This window comes from Streptomyces sp. HmicA12 (assembly GCF_000373565.1).
In the GTDB taxonomy this organism is placed as follows: domain Bacteria; phylum Actinomycetota; class Actinomycetes; order Streptomycetales; family Streptomycetaceae; genus Streptomyces.
On sequence record NZ_KB891798.1, the window covers coordinates 72,079 to 89,720 of the forward strand.

General features: G+C 72.3%; 16 protein-coding genes. 13 read left to right on the top strand and 3 right to left on the bottom strand.

What is annotated here, in order from left to right:
• Position 1 precedes the first annotated feature (1 nt).
• The 12 genes from B072_RS0104190 to B072_RS0104245 are packed head-to-tail and all read left to right on the top strand — an operon-like array spanning position 2 to position 12,914.
• Positions 2-1,324: a hypothetical protein gene (locus B072_RS0104190; protein ID WP_078506281.1), complete on the top strand. Its 1,323-nt coding sequence runs from the start codon at positions 2-4 to the stop codon at positions 1,322-1,324.
• Between the two features lie 2 nt (positions 1,325-1,326).
• On the top strand, positions 1,327-2,568 hold the full coding sequence (locus tag B072_RS0104195) for a glycosyltransferase (RefSeq protein ID WP_026245438.1): 1,242 nt from the start codon (positions 1,327-1,329) through the stop codon (positions 2,566-2,568).
• Positions 2,565-3,800, top strand: a complete 1,236-nt coding sequence (locus B072_RS0104200; protein ID WP_018528679.1) for a class I SAM-dependent methyltransferase — start codon at positions 2,565-2,567, stop codon at positions 3,798-3,800. Before B072_RS0104195 ends, B072_RS0104200 begins: the two co-directional genes overlap by 4 nt.
• Complete coding sequence (locus tag B072_RS0104205; RefSeq protein ID WP_018528680.1) at positions 3,797-4,591, top strand: glucose-1-phosphate cytidylyltransferase; 795 nt, start codon at positions 3,797-3,799, stop codon at positions 4,589-4,591. Before B072_RS0104200 ends, B072_RS0104205 begins: the two co-directional genes overlap by 4 nt.
• A complete protein-coding gene (locus B072_RS0104210) occupies positions 4,588-5,235 on the top strand; it encodes a PIG-L deacetylase family protein (RefSeq protein ID WP_018528681.1) in 648 nt (215 codons plus the stop codon). Before B072_RS0104205 ends, B072_RS0104210 begins: the two co-directional genes overlap by 4 nt.
• Before the next feature lie 3 nt (positions 5,236-5,238).
• Complete coding sequence (locus B072_RS0104215) at positions 5,239-6,261, top strand: NAD-dependent epimerase/dehydratase family protein (RefSeq protein WP_018528682.1); 1,023 nt, start codon at positions 5,239-5,241, stop codon at positions 6,259-6,261.
• Entirely contained in the window at positions 6,258-7,532 is a 1,275-nt protein-coding gene (locus tag B072_RS0104220; protein ID WP_043243365.1) for a DUF4910 domain-containing protein, read from the top strand. Before B072_RS0104215 ends, B072_RS0104220 begins: the two co-directional genes overlap by 4 nt.
• A gap of 5 nt (positions 7,533-7,537) precedes the next feature.
• Positions 7,538-8,827, top strand: a complete 1,290-nt coding sequence (locus B072_RS0104225) for a membrane protein (RefSeq protein WP_018528684.1) — start codon at positions 7,538-7,540, stop codon at positions 8,825-8,827.
• On the top strand, positions 8,824-9,807 hold the full coding sequence (locus tag B072_RS0104230; protein WP_018528685.1) for a glycosyltransferase family 2 protein: 984 nt from the start codon (positions 8,824-8,826) through the stop codon (positions 9,805-9,807). The genes B072_RS0104225 and B072_RS0104230 overlap by 4 nt, the downstream gene beginning before the upstream one ends.
• Positions 9,804-11,021: a polysaccharide pyruvyl transferase family protein gene (locus tag B072_RS0104235; protein WP_018528686.1), complete on the top strand. Its 1,218-nt coding sequence runs from the start codon at positions 9,804-9,806 to the stop codon at positions 11,019-11,021. The genes B072_RS0104230 and B072_RS0104235 overlap by 4 nt, the downstream gene beginning before the upstream one ends.
• Positions 11,018-11,581 carry a dTDP-4-dehydrorhamnose 3,5-epimerase gene (gene rfbC, locus B072_RS0104240; RefSeq protein WP_018528687.1) on the top strand — a complete coding sequence of 188 codons (564 nt, stop codon included), beginning with the start codon at positions 11,018-11,020 and terminating at the stop codon, positions 11,579-11,581. Before B072_RS0104235 ends, rfbC begins: the two co-directional genes overlap by 4 nt.
• A gap of 7 nt (positions 11,582-11,588) precedes the next feature.
• Entirely contained in the window at positions 11,589-12,914 is a 1,326-nt protein-coding gene (locus B072_RS0104245) for a glutamate-1-semialdehyde 2,1-aminomutase (protein ID WP_018528688.1), read from the top strand.
• Between the two features lie 12 nt (positions 12,915-12,926).
• Here the strand turns inward: B072_RS0104245 and B072_RS0104250 are convergent, their stop codons facing one another.
• Positions 12,927-13,625 (bottom strand): phosphatase PAP2 family protein, encoded by a 699-nt coding sequence (locus tag B072_RS0104250; protein ID WP_234018790.1) that lies wholly within the window; start codon positions 13,623-13,625, stop codon positions 12,927-12,929.
• Between the two features lie 197 nt (positions 13,626-13,822).
• Entirely contained in the window at positions 13,823-14,185 is a 363-nt protein-coding gene (locus B072_RS0104255) for a PASTA domain-containing protein (protein WP_018528690.1), read from the bottom strand.
• Between the two features lie 270 nt (positions 14,186-14,455).
• Between B072_RS0104255 and B072_RS47615 the strand changes: the two genes are divergently transcribed.
• Complete coding sequence (locus tag B072_RS47615; RefSeq protein ID WP_018528691.1) at positions 14,456-16,198, top strand: serine/threonine-protein kinase; 1,743 nt, start codon at positions 14,456-14,458, stop codon at positions 16,196-16,198.
• A gap of 21 nt (positions 16,199-16,219) precedes the next feature.
• On the opposite strand, the gene B072_RS0104265 is transcribed toward B072_RS47615, so the two are convergent.
• Positions 16,220-17,584: an aspartate aminotransferase family protein gene (locus B072_RS0104265; RefSeq protein ID WP_018528692.1), complete on the bottom strand. Its 1,365-nt coding sequence runs from the start codon at positions 17,582-17,584 to the stop codon at positions 16,220-16,222.
• Between the last annotated feature and the right edge of the window lie 58 nt (positions 17,585-17,642).

A 17,642-nucleotide genomic window follows, 5' to 3' on the forward strand; every position in this document is an offset into this window, starting at 1 on the left:
GATGCGAGGGAATCCGCGCCACGGCGACATCACGACCGCACCCGACACGGCGAAGCCGGCGGACACGGCGAGCACCGCGGACCCGCGGCCCCGGGCTCCCAGGATCGTCGGGTTCTCCTGGGGGCTGCTGATCCTCAACACGCTCGGCTCGGCCGGCGCGAAGACCGTCATCCCGCTGCCCCGCTCCCTCATCCAGGTGGCCACCATGGGCGCGCTGGTCGCCGCGTTCGCGCTGGCGCTCGCCGCCAATCCCCGGCTGCGCCTGCGATCCAGCGCCTACGTGCTGCTGCTCACCCTGCTGCTCGTACCGAGCGTCGTCTCCAGCGTGAACCTGGAGTCCGGCTTCGGCGCGCTGTTCCGCTGCGGCCGGCTGACGCTCTTCATCTGCACCCTCTGGCTGCTCAGCCGCTGGTGGGACGGCAGCCTGACCTTCGTACGCAGCCACATCCGCATGTACTTCGTGGTGCTCGGCTCGGTGGCCGCGGGCCTGGTCATCTCACCGGGCGCCGCCATGCCCGAGGTCTACGGCGGTCGGCTGGTCGGCGCCCTGTGGCCGCTCACCCCGCCGCAGATCGGCCAGTACGCGGCGGTGATCATCGGCCTCACCGTGCTGCTCCTGCTGGGTCGCAGGACCGACCGGGCGAGCGCCGCGGTGGTCATCGTGCCCTCGCTCGTCCTGCTCCTGCTGACCCACACCAGGACGGCCACGCTCGGGCTGCTCATCGGCCTCGCGCTGGCGATCGGCTCGCTCGTGCTGACCAGCGCCGCCGCCCGCCGGTTCTTCACCTGGACCGTGGTGTGCGCCGGGGTGGGCGCGGTGGTGTTCGCCTCCGCGCTCCAGAAGTGGTTCCTGCGCGGGCAGACCCAGGAGAACTTCTCCAACCTCACCGGCCGGGCCAAGGTCTGGGACGCCCTGCTGGCCGCGCCCCGGTCCCTCTCGCAGCAACTGTTCGGCACGGGACTGGGCGACAAGTCGTACGGCGGGTTGCCGATCGACAACAGCTGGCTGGCCGTCTACAACGAACAGGGCCTGACCGGTGTCACACTCGTCGCGGCGATCATCCTCGTGCTCGGCGGCGTCGCGCTGCTGCGGCCGCCGTCGCTGCAGCGCGCCGCCGCGATCTTCCTGATCAGCTACTGCGCCATCGCGTCGTACACCGAGGCGGGACTGGGCGACGCGTCGCCGTACCTGCTGCATCTGGGCCTGGCCGCCTCGCTGTTGGCGACGCCCGTCGTGGGGCCCGCACCGGTCCTCGTGCTGCCGAAGCAGGCCACCCCTCGACGACACGTCCCGCGCTGGGCCCGTGGTTCGGAGGTGAGGTGACCATGCACGTCCTCGTGGTGCACAACCACTACGCGTCGGCCCAGCCGAGCGGGGAGAACAAGGTCGTCGACCAGGAGGTGGCACTGCTGCGCGCGGCCGGCCACCAGGTCGACGTGTTCGAGCGGCGCAGCGACACCATCGGTTCCCGGTCCCTGCTCGGCAAGGCCGCGATCCCGCTGCTCGTGCCGTGGAACCCGGCGGTCCGCGCGGAACTCACCGCGAAGCTGCGCGCCGAGCGGCCCGACGTCGTGCACATCCACAACGTCTTCCCGCTCCTGTCGCCCGCGGTCCTCGCCGCCTGCGCCGACGCCGGTGTGCCCGCCGTCGCCACGCTGCACAACTACACCCAGGTCTGCCCGCCCGGCACGCTGCAGCGCGACGGACGGCCGTGCACCGAGTGCGTCGGGTCGACACCGCTGCCCGCCGTCCGGCACGGCTGCTACCGGAACTCCCGGCTCGCGACGGTGCCGCTCGCGGTCAGCCTGTCGGTCAACCGGCGGCGCTGGTGGTCGGGCGTGGAGCGCTTCTTCTGCATCTCGCAGTCCCAGCGCGACGTCCTGGTGGGGGCCGGCATGCCGGCCGAGCGCCTCGCGGTGAAACACAACTTCGTGCCCGACCCGGGCACGCGCCGCACCGACGCGGGCGAGCACGTGCTGTACCTCGGCCGCCTCGCGGAGGCCAAGGGCGTGCGACTGCTCATGACCGCGTGGGACGAGATCGCGGCGAGCGGCGGTGTCGGCGTGCCGCTCGTGATCGCCGGATCGGGGCCGCTGGAGCGGGAGGTGACCGCCTGGGCGGCCGGCCGCGACGACGTGCGGTACGCCGGCCTGTACGACACGGCGGAGTGCCAGAAGGCCATCGCCCGGTCGGTCGCCGTGGTGGCTCCCTCGACATGGCTGGAGGCGTTCGGCCTGGTGGCCGTCGAGGCGATGGCGGCCGGGGTGCCGACCGTCGCCGCCGGGCACGGAGCCTTCGTCGAACTCGTCGAGGACGGGACGACCGGGCTGCTGCACCGGCCCAACGAGACGGCCTCGCTGGCAAGTTGCCTGCGCCGGATCGCGGCCGACCCGGACCGCAACCGGGAGATGGGCCGTGCGGCCCGGCGCCGCTACGAACAGGACTTCAGCCCGGCCGTCGGCCTGGAGCGCCTGCTGGAGGAGTACCGCACCGCGATCGCGGGGCGGTCGGCAAAGGCTCGAGGCGGGGACATCCGCGCGAGCAGGGGGGATGGGGACAAGAGATGACACGATGCCGACTGTGCGGCTCGACGACGCTGGCGAGCGTCGTCGACCTGGGGGCGACGCCACCGTGCGAGAGCTTTCTGGCCGCGGAGCAACTGGACGAGCCGGAGCCGGCGTACCCGCTGCACCTGAGGGTCTGCACCGACTGCTGGCTGGCGCAGATCCCGCCGCTGATCACGCCGGAGGAGACGTTCAAGGAGTACGCGTACTTCTCCTCCTACTCGACGTCCTGGGTCGAGCACGCGCGCACGTTCGTCGCCGACGCCGTGCGGAAGGTGGGCCTCGGCTCCGACGCCTTCGTGGTCGAGGTCGCGAGCAACGACGGCTACCTGCTCAGCCACGTGGTGGACCGGGGGATCCGCTGCCTCGGCATCGAGCCGTCGGTGAACGTCGGCGCGGCGGCACGGGACGCGGGCGTGCCCACGCTCACGGAGTTCCTGTCCCCGGAGACCGGGGCGGCCGTCCGCACCGAGCACGGCCCGGCGAACCTGGTCGTGGCCAACAACGTGTACGCGCACATCCCCGACGTCGTCGGGTTCACCCAGGGACTGCGCGCCCTGGTCGCCGACGACGGCTGGGTCTCCATCGAGGTGCAGCACCTGCTGACCCTGATCGAGGAGAACCAGTACGACACGATCTACCACGAGCACTTCCAGTACTACACGGTCGCCTCCGCGATCCGGGCCCTGGCCAGCGGCGGACTGACGCTCGTGGACGTCGAGCTGCTGCCCACGCACGGCGGTTCCATCCGTTTGTGGGCCCGCCCCGCCGAGATCGCCGGCGAGCCGTCCCAGCGGGTGACCGACGTGCTGGCCCGCGAGAAGGCGGCAGGCCTCCAGGAACTGTCCGGGTACACCGAGTTCTCCGCACGGGTCGCCAAGGTCCGCAGGGACCTCCTGAAGTTCCTGATCGAGGCGGCCGAGCGCGGCGAGACGGTCGTCGGCTACGGCGCCCCGGGCAAGGGCAACACCCTGCTCAACCACTGCGGCATCCGGCCCGACCTGCTCGCGTACACGGTCGACCGCAACCCCTACAAGCACGGCAGGTTCACCCCGGGCACCCGCATCCCGATCCTGGCGCCCGAGCAGATAGCCGCCGACAAGCCGGACTACGTCCTCGTCCTCCCGTGGAACCTGCGGGCCGAGCTGGTCGAGCAGCTGTCCTTCGTGCACGACTGGGGCGGCCGCCTCGTCTTCCCCATCCCGGAACTCAGCATTGTCGAGGTCAACTCATGAAGGTCGTCCTGTTCTGCGGCGGTTACGGGATGCGGATGCGCAGCGGCGCCGCGGACGACGTGCCCAAGCCCATGGCGATGGTCGGCCCGCGCCCGCTGATCTGGCACGTCATGCGCTACTACGCCCACTTCGGGCACAAGGAGTTCATCCTGTGCCTCGGATACGGCGCCCACCACATCAAGAACTTCTTCCTCAACTACGAGGAGACGACGTCCAACGACTTCGTGCTGCGCGGCGGGAAGCCCGAGCTGCTGTCCACCGACATCGCCGACTGGACCATCACGTTCGCGCAGACCGGCATCGAGTCGCCGATCGGTGAGCGCCTGCGCCGGGTGCGCCACCACCTGGACGGCGACGAGATGTTCCTCGCCAACTACGCCGACGTGCTCACCGACGCCCCGCTGCCGGAGATGATCGACCGGTTCGCCGCGCGGGACGCCGGGGCGTCGATGATGGTGGTGCCGCCGCAGTCCTCGTTCCACTGCGTGGAGCTGGGCGAGGACGGTCTGGTCGGCGGCATCACGGCGGTGAGCGACATGCCGCTGTGGGAGAACGGCGGATACTTCGTGCTCCGCCAGGAGGTCTTCGACCACATCCCCGAGAACGGCGACCTGGTCGCCGACGGCTGCGGCCAACTCGCCAAGCAGGGAAGGCTGGTGGCGCACCAGCACCGCGGCTTCTGGAAGCCGACCGACACCGTGAAGGAGCGAGCCGCGCTCGACGAGTCCTACGCGCGGGGTCACCGCCCGTGGGCCGTGTGGGAGCACGACGCCGTCGGGGCGCGAGCGTGATCCGGCTCGGGGCGAGGCCCCTGGACCGGATCGTCGTGGTGGGCGCGCACTGCGACGACATCGCCATCGGCGCCGGCGGCACCCTCCTGACGCTGTGCCTCGCGCGCCGGGGCATCCGCGTCGACGCGCTGGTGCTCTCCGGCGGCGGCACCGAGCGGGAGCAGGAGGAGCGGGCCGCGCTCGCCGCCTTCTGCCCGGACGCCGACCTACGGGTCACCGTGCTCAAACTCCCCGACGGCCGGATGCCGGCGCACTGGGAAGAGGCCAAGGCCGCCGTCGAGGAGTTGCGCGACCGGACCGACCCGGACCTGATCCTCGCGCCGCGCACCGACGACGCCCACCAGGACCACCGGGGCCTCGCGCAACTGCTGCCCACCGCGTTCCGCGACCACCTCGTCCTCGGGTACGAGATCGTCAAGTGGGACGGCGACCTCGGCCGCCCGTCGGCGTACCAGCCGCTGGACCCGCCGATCGCCGAACAGAAGGTCCGGCTGCTGCAGGAGCACTACCCCTCGCAGCGCCACCGGCCCTGGTACGACCGGGAGGCCTTCCTCGGCCTCGCCCGGATCCGCGGTATCGAATGCCACGCGCACTACGCCGAGGCGTTCGCCGTCACCAAACTCATGCTCGATCTGGGGGACTGAACCTTGCGCGTACTGCTGACCGGACACCAGGGCTACCTGGGCACCGTGATGGCCCCGGTCCTGGCAGCCGCCGGACACGAGGTCGTCGGCCTCGACGCCGGCCTGTTCGCCGACTGTGTGCTGGGCCCGCGGCCCGCTGACCCCGCGGGCCACCGCGTGGACCTGCGCGACGTCACGGCCGAACACGTGGCAGGGGTGGACGCCGTGATCCACCTCGCCGCGCTCTCCAACGACCCGCTGGGGTCACTGGCGCCGGAGCTCACCTACGACATCAACCACCACGCCTCGGTCCGCCTCGCCCGGCTGGCCCGCGAAGCCGGCGCACGGCGCTTCCTGTACGCGTCGACCTGCTCCGTCTACGGCGCCGCGGGCGGCGGCGACCTGGTCGCCGAGGACGCCCCGCTGCGCCCGGTGACCCCGTACGCGGAGTCCAAGGTGCGCGTCGAGGACGACCTGCACGCGCTGGCCGACGACGACTTCACCCCGGTGTACATGCGCAACGCCACCGCCTTCGGCTTCTCGCCCCGGCTGCGCGCCGACATCGTGCTCAACAACCTGATGGGGCACGCGCTCCTGTCCGGCGAGGTGCTGGTGCTCTCCGACGGCACCCCCTGGCGACCGCTGGTGCACGCCGCCGACATCGCCCGCGCCTTCACGGCCGCGCTCGAGGCGCCGCGCGAGGCCGTGCACGACCGGGCGTTCAACATCGGCAGCGAGGTCAACAACGTCACGGTCGCCCAGATCGCCGAGCAGGTCGGCGAGGTGGCCGGCGCGAAGGTGAACATCACCGGGGAGAACGGCGCCGACCCGCGCTCCTACCGGGTCGACTTCTCCCGGTTCCGCGCCGCGATCCCCGGCTTCGACTGCGAATGGACCGTGAAGCAGGGCGCCCTCGAACTCGCCGAGGCCTACCGGAAGTTCGACCTGACGCGGGAGAGCTTCGAGCAGCGCTTCACCCGCCTCGCCGTGCTGCGCGCGGCGTCCGAGGCCGACACCGTCGACGACACCCTTCGGTGGCGCCGATGACCGGGACGGGAGAGGAGATGCACGACCTGGTGCGGCGGCTGTACCCGCTGTGCCGGAGCATCACCGGTGACGGGGTGCGTGCCACCCTGGACATCGTCGGCGAGTACGTCCCGCTGAAGATCCACGAGGTACCGACGGGCACCCAGGTGCTCGACTGGACGGTCCCGCAGGAGTGGAACATCCGGGACGCGTACATCGCCGACGCCTCCGGGCGGCGGGTCGTCGACTTCGCCGAGTCCAGCCTGCACGTGCTCGGCTACAGCGTGCCCGTCGCGCGGACCATGCCGCTCGCCGAGCTCCGCGCCCACCTGCACACCCTCCCCGAACAACCGAGCCTGGTGCCCTACCGCACCAGCTACTACCAGCCGCAGTGGGGCTTCTGCCTGGCCCAGGACACCCTCGACGCGCTGCCGGACGGCGAGTACGAGGTGCGGGTGGACTCCACACTCGAGGACGGACACCTCACCTACGCCGAGCACGTGATCCCCGGACAGGTCCCCGACGAGGTCATCGTCTCCTGCCACGTCTGCCACCCGTCGCTGGCCAACGACAACCTGGCCGGCATCGCGGTGGCGACGTACCTGGCCCGGGCGCTGGCCGAGGAGACCCCGTACTACACCTACCGGTTCATCTACGCGCCCGGCACCATCGGCGCCATCACCTGGCTGGCCCGCAACGCGGAGCGCATCGAGCAGGTCAAGCACGGGCTCGTGCTGGCCTGCGCGGGCGACTCGGGACAGCTGACGTACAAGCGGAGCAGGCGCGGCGACGCGGAGATCGACCGGGTGCTGCGGCACGTCCTCAACGCCTCCGAACGCCCGCACAGCGTCAGGGAGTTCACTCCGTACGGCTACGACGAGCGGCAGTACTGCTCACCCGGGTTCGACCTCGGGGTGGGCTCGCTGAGCCGCACCCCGTACGCCGGGTACCCCGAGTACCACACCTCGGGGGACAACCCGGACTTCGTCACCCCGGAGGCGATGGCGGACACCCTCGCCGTCTGCCGCGAGGCGTTCGGCGTGCTCGACCGCAACCGGCGGTACGTGAACCTGAGCCCCTACGGCGAACCCCAGCTGGGGCGGCGCGGGTTGTACGACTCGCTCGGCGGGCGCAGCGACGCGAAAGCGGCGCAGATGGCGATGCTCTGGGTGCTCAGCCTCTCCGACGGCGAGCACAGTCTGCTGGACGTCGCCGAGCGGGCCGAGCTGCCCTTCGACGCCGTCGCCGCGGCGGCCGACGCCCTGCACGACGCCGGGCTGATCAAGGCATGAAACCGATGACCACCGAGGGGGAGACGACGAGGCCGGCGGCGCCGACCGCGCGGCGCGCCATGGCCGGCCGACTGTCCTGGGGCCTCGCCGACCAGGCGGCCTCCAGCCTCACCAACTTCGCGGTGGGGATCTACGTGGCACGTGAGCTCGGCGTGACCGCGTTCGGCGTGTTCAGCCTGGCCTGGCTGACCTACGGCGTCGTGCTCAACGTCGCCCGGGGCCTCGCCACCGACCCGCTCGTGGTGCGCTTCAGCGGCGTACCGGAAGCGACCTGGCGCTCGGCGGCGGGCCGCGCGTCGGGCGCCGCACTCGCGCTGGGCATCGCGCTCGGCGCGGTGTGCCTGCTCATCGGGCTCGGCATCGGCGGGCGCGTGGGGCCCGCGTTCGTCTGCCTCGGCGTCGTGCTCCCGGCGCTGCTCCTCCAGGACGCCTGGCGCTTCGCGTTCTTCGCCGCCGGATCGGGGCGCAAGGCCTTCCTCAACGACCTCGCGTGGGGCGTCGCGCTCGTCCCCGCGATGGTCGTGGCGGCCCGTGTCGGCACCGTCGCCGCCTTCCTGCTCGCCTGGGGCGTGTCCGCCGCGGTCGCCGCGGCGTACGGCTGCTTCCAGTCGGGCATCCGGCCGCGGCTGACCCGGGCGCGCGGCTGGCTGCGCGAGCAGCGCGACCTCGGCTACCGCTACCTCGTCGAGAACGTGAGCCTCAGCGGCGCGAGCCAACTGCGCGCCTACGGACTCGGCGTGATCGTCGGCGTCGGCGCGGTGGGCGCGGTGCGCGGCGCTGAGCTCCTGCTCGGCCCGTTCCTCGCGCTGCTGATGGGCCTCTCGCTGGTCACCGTCGCGGAGGCGGCCCGGGTGCTGCGCCAGGCACCGCACCGCCTCGGCAGGTTCTGCCTCCTGCTCGGCGGCGGACAGGCCGGGACCGCGCTGCTGTGGGGCGGGGCGCTGCTCCTGGTGCCCGACCGGGCCGGCGAGTTCGTGCTCGGCGACGTCTGGCACTCGGCCTCGCAACTCATCATTCCGGCCACCCTCGCCGTCGCCGGCTCCGGGCTCGGCACCGGCGCCGCTGCCGGCCTGCGGGCGCTCGCCGCGGCCCGGCGCAGCCTGCGCTGCCAGCTGTTCGCCTCCGCCTGCTACGTCGGCGGCGGACTCGGCGGCGCGGCCGTGGCCGGCACGATCGGCTCGGCCTGGGGCGTCGCCGCCGCGACGCTGACCAGCTCGGCCGTGTGGTGGCTCCAACTGCGGTCCGCCCTCCGCGAGCGCCACCAGAACACCCTTCCCGAAGTGAGGACGCAATGACCGCCCATCCCAGGTTGAGCATCGGCCTGCCCGTCTACAACGGCGAGGAGTATCTCGCCGAGTCGCTCGACGCCCTGCTGGGCCAGACCTACGAGGACTTCGAGCTGGTCATTTCCGACAACGCCTCGACCGACGGCACCGAGGACATCTGCCGCGGGTACGCCGAGAAGGACGCCCGCATCCGGTACCTCCGGCTGCCCCGGAACATCGGCGCCGCACCGAACCACAACTACGTCTTCACCCAGTGCCACGGCGAACTGTTCAAGTGGGCCTCGCACGACGACCTCTACGCCCGCGACCTGCTGCGCCGCTGCGTCGAAGCGCTCGACGAACGACCGGACGTGATCCTCGCCCACGCCGACCAGGCGGTCATCGACGAAGCGGGCCGGGTGAAGGTCCCGTACGAGTACACGCTCGCCACCGACTCCCCGCGCGCTCCGGTCCGCTTCCGCAGCATGCTGTTCGAGCCCGGGGGCGACGACTTCTACGGGGTGATGCGGGCCGACATGCTGCGCCGGGTGAAGCCGCACGACAGCTACCACCACGCCGACCGCACGTTCGTCGCCGAGATCGCCCTGCACGGGCCCTTCCACCAGGTGCCCGAACTGCTCTACTTCCGCCGCGACCACCCCACCCGCGCCGAGCGGGCCAACCCGTCCAAGCGCTCCCGCAGCGTCAACCTCGACCCGCGCCGGGCCGGACCGCTGCACCCGACACCGCGGCTCCTCGCCGAGTACGTCGGGGGTTTCGTCTCGGCGATCCGGCGGGCGCCGCTGTCCACCGCCGACCGGCGCGCGTGCTACAGCCACCTGGCCGCCTGGATGACCAGCCGGGTGCGGCCGGGCGCGGGCGAGCGGGTCGAGGACCGCGCCCCGGTCGACCCGGACAGGCTCACCGTCTCCGTCGACGAGATCGTCGCCGGGCGGGAAGGCCGTGCGGGCCGCGCCGAGGGTGCCGACCGTGAGGGGACGCGGGAGTGACGCCGGTACGCGTCGGGGTGTTCGGCCTGCTCGGCTCCGGCAACCTCGGCAACGACGGCTCGCTCGAGGCCGTGCTCGGATACCTCCGCACCGAGCACCCCGAGGCGGCCGTGGACGCGCTGTGCGGCGGACCCGAGGCCGTCACGGCCCGGTTCGGGATCCCCGCGACGCGGCTGCACTGGTACCGCGGGGAGTACCGGACCGCGTCCCGGGCGGGCGCCGTCGTCGGCAAGGGCGCGGGCAAACTCGTCGACGTCGTCCGCACCGCCGCCTGGGTGCGCCGGCACGACGTGGTGATCGTGCCGGGCATGGGCGTCCTGGAGGCCACGCTGCCGCTGCGGCCGTGGGGCTTCCCGTACTCCCTGTTCCTGCTCTGCGCGAGCGGCCGGCTGCTGCGCACGCGGGTCGCGCTGGTCGGCGTCGGCGCCGCCCCCATCGGCGAGCGGGCGACCCGGGCCCTGGTGCGCTGGTCGGCGCGGCTCGCCACCTACCGCTCGTACCGCGACACCCAGTCCCGCGACGCGATGCGGGGCATGGGAGTGAACACCGAGCGCGACGAGGTCTGTCCGGACCTCGCCTTCGCCCTGCCGACACCACCGGCGAGCACGCCCTCGGGTCCGCCGGGCCCGGTCTGCGTCGGCGTCATGGACTTCCACGGCGGGAACGACGACCGCGCCCGGGCCGAGGAGATCCACCGCCGCTACCTCGACGGCACGACGCGGTTCGTGCGCGCGCTGATCGAGGAGGGCAGGCCCGTGCGGCTGCTCACCGGTGACGCGTGCGACGCGTCGGTGGTCGCCGCGATCCAGGAAGCGGTGGACTCGCCCCTGGTCACCGCGGCCGAAGCGACCTCGCTGGCCGACCTCATGAAGGAGACGGCGGCCGCCGACGCCGTGGTGGCGACCCGCTACCACAACCTGGTCTGCGCGCTGAAGGCCGGAACCCCGACGATCGCGCTCAGCTACGCGTCGAAGAGTGACGCGCTCATGGCCCGGATGGGTCTCGGCGCGTACTGCCACCCGGCCCGCGAGGTCGACACCGAGCAACTCCTCGAACTGTTCCGGTCGTTGGAGAAGCGCTCGGCCGAGCTGCGCCGCACCCTCGCCGAGCGGAACCAGGTCGCCGCCCGTCAACTCAAGGACCAGTTCGCCGCGTTGACGTCGGCTCTGTTCCCCGCGGCCGTCCCCACCCACACCTCGCGGAAGGCGCTATGAAAGCGATCGAAGTCCCGGAGATCTCCGGCGCGTACCTGTTCGAGCCGACGCCGTTCGCCGACGAACGCGGCTTCTTCTGCCGCACCTTCGACGCCGACGTGGTCCGCTCGGTGGGCCTCGACCCGGACGCCTTCATCCAGGACAGCGTCTCCCGCTCGGTGCGGGGCGTACTGCGCGGCCTGCACCTGCGCTCCGGCGCCGGCGAGGCCAAGCTGGTGCGCTGCTCGTACGGACAGATCTTCGACGTCGTCGTGGACCTGCGGACGGGCTCACCGACGTACCGCAACGTGGCCACCTTCGAACTGTCCGGCGAGACGCAGAAGACCCTCTACATCCCGGCGGGCTGCGCGCACGGCTTCCAGGCGCTCACCGAGACCGCCGACACCTCGTACCGGATCGACCGCCCGCACGACCCGGCCGAGGACGTGACGATCGCCTTCGACGACCCGGAGCTCGCCATCGCCTGGCCGCTGGAGGCCACGTCGATGTCGCCGCGGGACCGGGAGGCGCCGAGCCTGGCCGAGGCCCTGAAGCAGAACGAGACACAGAAGGAGAGCTGAAGTCAGCGTGGACGACGAAGAGTTCGGCCTCCCCCGGTCGCGGACGGCCAACGAGCGGCTGCACGGCATGATCCCCGGGGGCGCGCACACCTACGCCAAGGGCGACGACCAGTACCCCGAGGACCTCGCACCGGTCATCAGTCACGGCCGCGGTGCCCATGTGTGGGACATCGACGGCAACCAGTACATCGAGTACGGCTCAGGACTGCGGTCGGTCAGCCTCGGCCACGCCCACCCCCGGGTGAGCGAGGCGGCGCGGCGGGCGATCGAGCGCGGCAGCAACTTCGTCCGGCCCTCGATCGTCGAGGTCGAGGCCGCGGAACGCTTCCTGGCCACGGTGCCGACCGCGGAGATGGTGAAGTTCGCGAAGAACGGCTCCGACGTCACCACCGCCGCGGTACGCCTCGCCCGCGCCGTCACCGGGCGCCCGCGGGTGGCCATCTGCGGCGACCATCCGTTCTTCTCCACCGACGACTGGTTCATCGGCACCACGCCGATGTCCGCCGGCATTCCGGCGGCGACCACCGACCTCACCGTGGCGTTCCCCTACGGGGACCTGGCCGCCACGGAGGAACTGCTCACCCGGTACGAGGGCGAGGTCGCCTGCCTGATCCTCGAACCCGCCGCCCACCGGGAACCGCCGCCCGGCTATCTCGAGGGCCTGCGCGAACTGGCCGACCGGCACGGCTGCGTCCTGGTCTTCGACGAGATGATCACCGGCTTCCGCTGGTCCGAGGCGGGCGCCCAGGGTCTGTACGGCGTCGTCCCCGACCTGTCCACGTTCGGCAAGGCGCTGGGCAACGGGTTCGCCGTCTCCGCGCTGGCCGGGCGTCGCGAACTCATGGAGCGGGGCGGGCTGCGGCACGCGGGGGACCGGGTGTTCCTGCTGTCGACCACGCACGGTGCGGAGACGCACTCCCTGGCGGCCGCGATGGCCGTGCAGAGCACGTACGTGGAGGAGGGCATCACCGCGCGGCTGCACGACCTCGGCGAGCGACTGGCCGCCGGGGTCCGCGACGCGGCGGCCTCGATGGGCGTCGGCGACCACGTCGTCGTCCGGGGCCGGGCCAGCAACCTGGTGTTCGCCACCCTCGACGAGAACGGTCAGCCGTCGCAGGAGTACCGCACCCTGTTCCTGCGCCAGTTGCTGGCGGGCGGGGTGCTCGCCCCGTCGTTCGTGGTGAGCAGCGCGCTCGACGACGCCGACATCGACCGCACGGTGGACGTCGTGGCCGGGGCCTGCGCCGTGTACCGGAAGGCGCTGGACGCCGCCGACCCGACCCCCTGGCAGGGCGGGCGACCGGTGAAACCCGTCTTCCGCCGCCTGGCATGACGTGACGTGACGTCAGCGGCGCTGCCACCGCTCGTCCTCGGCGACCCGGTCGACCGCCCACGCGGTCGCCGGGACCACCACCAGCGCGGTGCACCAGCCGCCGAGGACGTCGGTCGGGTAGTGCGCGCTCAGAGCGACCTGGGCCCAGCCCATCACCGCACCGGCCAACGTCGCCGAGGCGAGCACGAGCAGGGTGCCGGCCGCCCCGCCGAGCCCGAGCCGGCCGACTACGAGCAGCGCCAGCGCCAGGGCGAGCGCGGTGAAGAAGGCGGTGTGCCCGCTCGGGTAGGACAGGTTGTCGGGGCCGTGGATGGTGCGTCCCACCAGATGCTTGCCCAGCGTCGCGAGCACCACCGTGATGCCGACCGCGGCGACGACGAACACCGCCGCGCGAGGACGCCGCAGCAGCAGACAGCCGGCCACGGCGGCCGCCACCAGCAGCGCGGACCCGGCCGGTTCTCCGAGGAAGTCGATGGTCAGCGCGACGTCACGCCACGGCTGCCCGACGCTGTCGTCCGTCGGCAGGACGAACCACCGGTCCACCGTGCCGGACGCGCTGTGGCCCGCGTACATGACCCCGACCGCGACGACCACCAGTACGGCGACGGCGGCGATCACCCCGAGCCACGTGCGCAACGCCGCGGGCAGCACCGCGGGCGCCCCGCGCCCCCGCCGCTCGACTTCCGGCTCCGCTCCGGCCAGGCGATTCACCGCGAGCCCCCCGTCGTGTCCGACTCACCCAGTTCCAACGACCAGAACCCGCCCGTCGAAGAGCAGCCCCCACTTGTCACCATAACCAACAATCAGTGGCCGGGAGAGTCAAATGTCCGTGTACGCGGCTGACTTGGGAGTCTCCGGTGTGTCGCGCCGCGCGGAAAGCGGGGACGGACCGGACCGATCCGCTGCCCTCACCTGCCGGGCACGGTGAGCGTCACCGTGCCGCCCGGCTTGAGCGCGGTGCCGGGGGCGGGCGACTGGGCGGTCACCGTGAGGGAGTCGTCGCCGATCTCGGAGTCGTCGGTGAACGCCATCCCGTAGTCCAGATCGGCGAGTTGATCGCGCGCGTCGGACACGGTCCCGCCCTTGAGGTCGGGGACGGTGCCCTGCGCGGCGGTGCGACTCCGTGTGGCCGTCGCGGTCGGGGAGGCCGTGGTCGCCGAGGACGGGGACGGGTCGTCGTCCGCCTGGCAGGCCGCGAGGAAGCAGAGGGCGAGCAGCAGGGCGCAGGACGCGGCGGTGCGGCGCGCGGGGCGTGAGTGGTCGAGGTGCATGGACAGGGCTCCCCGTGGTGGTGTCCCACGGACCTCCCGTAGGACGGCAGACTCACGTTGACCGCCCGTGCCCCGTCGCGCCATACGCCGAGAGCCGTAACCCGGAGCGAGCCGTACGAGCGCGCACCCCCACGTCGCCGCGACCGCGTACGCGTGTGGTGAGATGGGCCGAGTATGCGGGAAACAGGCGTCCGCAACCGCTTGTTGGCGTCATGATGTCAGGCCTGCGTGCACAGAGCGCGGGACGACCTTGGGGGGCCGGTGACAGCTATGCAGGCGGTCGGGGCGGACGATCCGGAGCAGATCGGTCCGTATCGAGTGGTGGGCCGGCTGGGTGCCGGCGGCATGGGGCGCGTGTATCTGGCGCGGTCGAAGGGCGGCCGGGCGGTCGCCGTGAAGGTGGTGCGCCCCGAACTCGCGGAGGACCGGGAGTTCCGGCAGCGGTTCGCGCGCGAGGTCGCCGCGGCACGCCGGGTGAACGGTGTGTTCACGGCCGGGGTGGTCGACGCCGACGCCGAGGGCGATCCGCCCTGGCTGGCCACCGCCTACGTACCGGGCGTCTCGCTGGACACCGCGGTGGCCCGGCACGGCGCGTGGGACGTCGGCCCCGTGACGACGCTGGCGGCCGGACTCGCGGAGGCCCTGGAGGCCATCCACGCGTCGGGACTCGTGCACCGCGACCTGAAGCCGTCGAACGTGCTGCTGGCGGCCGACGGGCCGCGCGTCATCGACTTCGGCATCTCGACGGCGACGGAGGCCAGTGCGATCACCCGTACCGGGGTGGTGATCGGGACGCCCGGATTCATGTCGCCGGAGCAGCTGACGGGCGAGCGGGTCGGACCGGCCAGTGACGTCTTCGCCCTGGGCGCGGTCCTCGCGTTCACCGCATCCGGCTCGGGTCCTTTCGGCACGGGTTCGGCCCAGGGGCTCATGTACCGGATCGTGCACGGCACCCCCGAGCTTGACGGCGTCCCCGCCGCGCTGCGCCCGCTGATCGCGCGCTGCCTGGCCAAGAGCCCGGACGCCCGGCCACGCATCGACGAACTCCTTGCGGAGCTGACGGACGCGGAGGGCGCCGCCCACACGGCTCTGCTGTTCACCACCGCGGCCTGGCTCCCGTCGGGCGTGGCCGAGGCGGTCCGCGCGGTGCGCGACGGTGCGCCGGAGAGCCCCGACGCCGCGCCGACGCCGCCGCGGACGCCACCGCACGGAGCGCCGACCACGACCGGACCGCGTCCACCGGTCCCGCACGTGCCGCCGACCCCACCGCCCGCGTACGTGCCCACGGCGTTCGCCGGCGGTCCGCCGGGAGGTGGAGCGCAAGGAGTCTTCGGTCCACCGACGCCGCCTCCGATGGTCACGCCGACGTGGGGCAGCCCGACGCCGGGGACCCGGACGGCGCCGGTGCACGGCATCCCCGGCGGTCCGCCGCGGCCGTCGTCGGGCAGACGCGGCGCGATCGTGGGCGGTTCGGTGCTCGCGGGGGTGCTGGCCATCGGGCTGATCGCCTGGCAGTCGGACAACATCTTCGGTACGGGATCCGGTTCGGACTCCGGGTACGGCGGCTCGTCGCCGAGCTACTCGGCCGGCGCTCCGTCGTACTCGGACACGCCCACCCCGTCGGGCTCCGCGCCCGTCGCGGCCGCGTCGGACAGCCCGTCGGCGAGCGACGGCAAGGCCGACCTGTCCGGTCAGTGGGACGGCAACTACGTCTGCAACCAGGGCATCACGGGCCTCGCGCTCACGATCGAGCAGCACGACGACGGCACCGCCGAAGCCGTCTTCTCGTTCTACCCCGCACCCTCCAACCCGGAGGTGCCGCGCGGCTCGTTCGCGATGGAGGGGACATTCACGAACAACGTCCTCACTCTGCGGGCCACGCACTGGATCGACCGGCCGGACAACTTCGACTCGGTCAACCTCCGGGCCACCTACGACACTTCGACCCCCGACCATCTGGACGGGCAGATCTCCGGAGCGAGCTGCACCACGTTCTCGACCCAGCGATCCTGACCGGCTCGTCGGCCCTCCGGCCTACAGCGTCGCGCTCACCTCTGCGATCGCGGTGTCCAGGATCGACAGGCCGAGCTCCAGTTCCTCCCGCCTCGCCGTGAGCGGGGGAGCGATCCGGAAGACGCCGCCCATGCCGGGCAGCTGGACGATGTTCATGTGCAGGCCGAGTTCGAGGCAACGCCGGGTGACCCGCGCACCCAGCACGTCCGAGCTCTCCTTCGTCGCGCGGTCGACGACGAGTTCCAGACCGACGAGCAGGCCGCGGCCGCGGATGTCACCGATGACGTCGTGGCGGGTGGCCATGTCCTCGAGACCGGAGCGCAGGAAGGCGCCGAGCGAGCGGGCGCGCTCGTCCAGGCGGTCCTCGACGGCCACATCGAGGACGGTGTTGCCGACGGCGGCCACCAGCGGGTCGGAGACGTGGGTGGTGAGGAAGAGGAAACCGCGGTCGTACGCCTCCCGCTCGATCTCGGCACTCGTGACCACGGCCGCCAGGGGCAGGCCCGCGCCCAGCGTCTTGGACAGCGTGAGGATGTCGGGGACGACACCGTCCCGCTCGAAGGCGTACCAGGTGCCGGTCCTGCACAGGCCGGTCTGGGCCTCGTCGAGGATCAGCAGCATGCCCCGCTCGTGGCACTTGTGCTGGAGAGCCGCGAGGTAGCCGGGCGGCGGATCGATGATCCCGCCGGAGCTGAGGATCGGCTCCACGAGGCAGGCGGCGAGGCTGCCGGTGGACTGGGCGTCGATGAGGTCGAAGGAGAAGTCCAGCTGGCGGCGCCAGTCGAAGGCGCCGTCGGGCGTGGTGAAGTCGGGGCGGTAGGCGTTCGGCACCGGGATCGCGAAGTGGCCGGGGGCGGTGGGTCCGTATCCCTTGCGGCCCGCGCTGTAGGTGGCGGCCGCCGCGGCCTGGGTCATGCCGTGCCAGGACCGGGCGAACGAGACGATCTCGTGCTTGCCCGTGACCAGCTTGGCCATCCGTACCGCGGCCTCGTTCGACTCGGCGCCGGTCGTCAGGAGCAGCGCCTTCTCCAGGGGATCCGGCAACGTCTCGGCCAGGCGCCGGGCCAGGTCGACCACCGGGCGGCTGAGCATGCCGCTGTACAGGTGGTCGAGGGAGCCGACCTGGCGGCGGACGGTCTCCACGACCGCCGGATGGGAATGCCCGAGGATCGCGCTCATCTGACCGGAGGTGAAGTCGAGGATCTCGCGGCCGTCCGCGGTGTACACGAAGGTTCCTGCGGCGCGCTCGATCACCTCGCGGGTGAAGCCGGTGCCGTAGCGCACGAGATGCCGGTCCGCGTCGGCCCAGAAGGCGGACTCGGACGTCGGAAGGCCGGCGGACGTGGGGGTGGAGGTGACGGTCGACGTGGGGATCGCAGCAGCCATGTCCCCGACGGTAGGGCGACTCCGAATGCCGCGTCCATCACACAGATCCGCCTCTGCT

Coding starts and splice junctions, on each gene's coding strand:
- B072_RS0104190 (WP_078506281.1), top strand. CDS start 2: ATGCGAGGGAATCCGCGCCACGGCGACATCACGACCGCACCCGACACG.
- B072_RS0104200 (WP_018528679.1), top strand. CDS start 2,565: ATGACACGATGCCGACTGTGCGGCTCGACGACGCTGGCGAGCGTCGTC.
- B072_RS0104205 (WP_018528680.1), top strand. CDS start 3,797: ATGAAGGTCGTCCTGTTCTGCGGCGGTTACGGGATGCGGATGCGCAGC.
- B072_RS0104265 (WP_018528692.1), bottom strand. CDS start 17,584: ATGGCTGCTGCGATCCCCACGTCGACCGTCACCTCCACCCCCACGTCC.
- B072_RS0104220 (WP_043243365.1), top strand. CDS start 6,258: ATGACCGGGACGGGAGAGGAGATGCACGACCTGGTGCGGCGGCTGTAC.
- B072_RS0104195 (WP_026245438.1), top strand. CDS start 1,327: ATGCACGTCCTCGTGGTGCACAACCACTACGCGTCGGCCCAGCCGAGC.
- rfbC (WP_018528687.1), top strand. CDS start 11,018: ATGAAAGCGATCGAAGTCCCGGAGATCTCCGGCGCGTACCTGTTCGAG.
- B072_RS0104255 (WP_018528690.1), bottom strand. CDS start 14,185: ATGCACCTCGACCACTCACGCCCCGCGCGCCGCACCGCCGCGTCCTGC.
- B072_RS0104225 (WP_018528684.1), top strand. CDS start 7,538: ATGACCACCGAGGGGGAGACGACGAGGCCGGCGGCGCCGACCGCGCGG.
- B072_RS47615 (WP_018528691.1), top strand. CDS start 14,456: ATGCAGGCGGTCGGGGCGGACGATCCGGAGCAGATCGGTCCGTATCGA.
- B072_RS0104230 (WP_018528685.1), top strand. CDS start 8,824: ATGACCGCCCATCCCAGGTTGAGCATCGGCCTGCCCGTCTACAACGGC.